Below are 1,552 nucleotides of genomic sequence, written 5' to 3'. Positions count from 1 at the left end.
CTTCGACGCGCCGCACCAGCGCGTCTGGTGCGGCCCAACTGGCGGCGATGTCGTCGTACCCAGCCGGTGAACCGGGGCGCCACAACGGCTGCCCGAGTTGCGTCAGCAACGGTGCGGTCTGCAGGTTGCCGAGGTCTTGCCAGCCAAGTCCGCGCATCGACGAAACGGTCCACTCCCACGGCGTTTTGAATTTCACGGCGACCGGCGACCACGCTTCCTGCGAATCGATCAACGCGCGATAGACGGTGGGCAAATCGCCACCGCTGCGTTCGAACGCGTTGGCAAGCCGCTCGGTGACGGCGGGCGGTGGATTGTCGGCAATGAAGTGCCGCGCGAGTTTGCCGGCGATGTGTTGCGCTGTTGACGGAGATGCGGCGAGGTCATGCAGGATCGCCAGCGCCTGATCTTCGCCGGGTTGCTCGTAAGTGCGTCCCATGATGGTTCGCGCGCCGGGCTCGTGCACCGCCGGGCGAAACACAAACGCGCCAGGTGCCGCATTGTTCGGCTGCGGCCCTTTCACGCCTGCCACGCTCCATCCGGTTAACGCGCGGGCGAATTCGGTGACGTCGGCCTGCGTGTAGCCGCTGCGCACGCCCAGCGTGTGCAGTTCCATGATTTCGCGCGCGAGGTTTTCATTTAGGCCGCGCTTCAGATCCGGATTGCGCCGCTCGGCGCGCAGCGCCGCCATGCTGTCAGGACCGACGGAGCGCGTCTGATCCAGAAACAGTTGCATGGCGGGATGCCGCTCGACGGCGACAAGCATGTCGTCGAAGCGGCCCAACACGTGTGGGCGGATCGCTTCCATTTCGAACGTGCCGGCGAGTGCCGCCACCTGAGGTTTTTCAGTGGATACCGCAAAGTGGTTGGCCCAGAAATGCACCAGGCGATCGATGAACGGCGTCGGGCTCATCACGGCGCTGCTGACGCTGGCGTTCACCGCAGTACGGTAGACGTCGCGGATTTCGCCGCGCATGGCTTTCCTGGCGGCCTGTTTGGCGGTAGCTGCGGGGCTGGGGTTTGCCGCAGTGTTTGCGTCCGCGTTGGCGTTGGCGTTGGGGCCAGCGTTCCCGTTGGAATTCGCATTGGCGTTAGCGTCGGCATTGGCAGTCTGCAGACGCTGCTCACCCAGTTCAGTCGCTAGCGCGACGCTGGTCGGCTGCCCCGCCCACGCCGCAGGAAGCGGCTGATACTGCTCGAACTGCGCGAACAGCCAGGCTTTGGGATCAGCTGGCGGCGTGTCTTCCGGGCGAGCCCCTAGACCGAACCGGTTCAGCGCAATCGCCGCGGCGTTATCGTTGGGTGACGTGACCATGCGCATTCCTTCGAACGTTGCTTACCTCCTTTAAACGGCAGGTTCTGAGAAATCCGTCGCAGATATCAAAGTTTTTTTCACGTGGAGGAGCGCACCCACGCATCGCCCCGTTCGCGCCAGCCAATCACTCGCTCGCCGCCCTCCGCTTCGCGTCAGCCGCTGCGGCGGCCGGCCCCTCGCGCCACTGCCCGGCTCGCTTCAGACCATCGACGAACTTCAGGCGTTCCTCCGGTGTAAGCG

General features: G+C 64.8%; 1 protein-coding gene. It reads right to left on the bottom strand.

The genetic code is table 11. The annotated features are described in order from the left end of the window. A partial coding sequence (locus tag WCA85_RS25350) for a DUF1800 domain-containing protein (protein WP_424067608.1) occupies positions 1–1,312 on the bottom strand: 1,312 nt, incomplete at its 3' end. Between the last annotated feature and the right edge of the window lie 240 nt (positions 1,313–1,552).

It is taken from the genome of Paraburkholderia sp. (genome assembly GCF_049581445.1).
Classification (GTDB): Bacteria; Pseudomonadota; Gammaproteobacteria; order Burkholderiales; family Burkholderiaceae; genus Paraburkholderia.
Note: the sequence above shows the minus strand (reverse complement) of the source record. Positions and strands in the feature narration are given on the sequence as shown.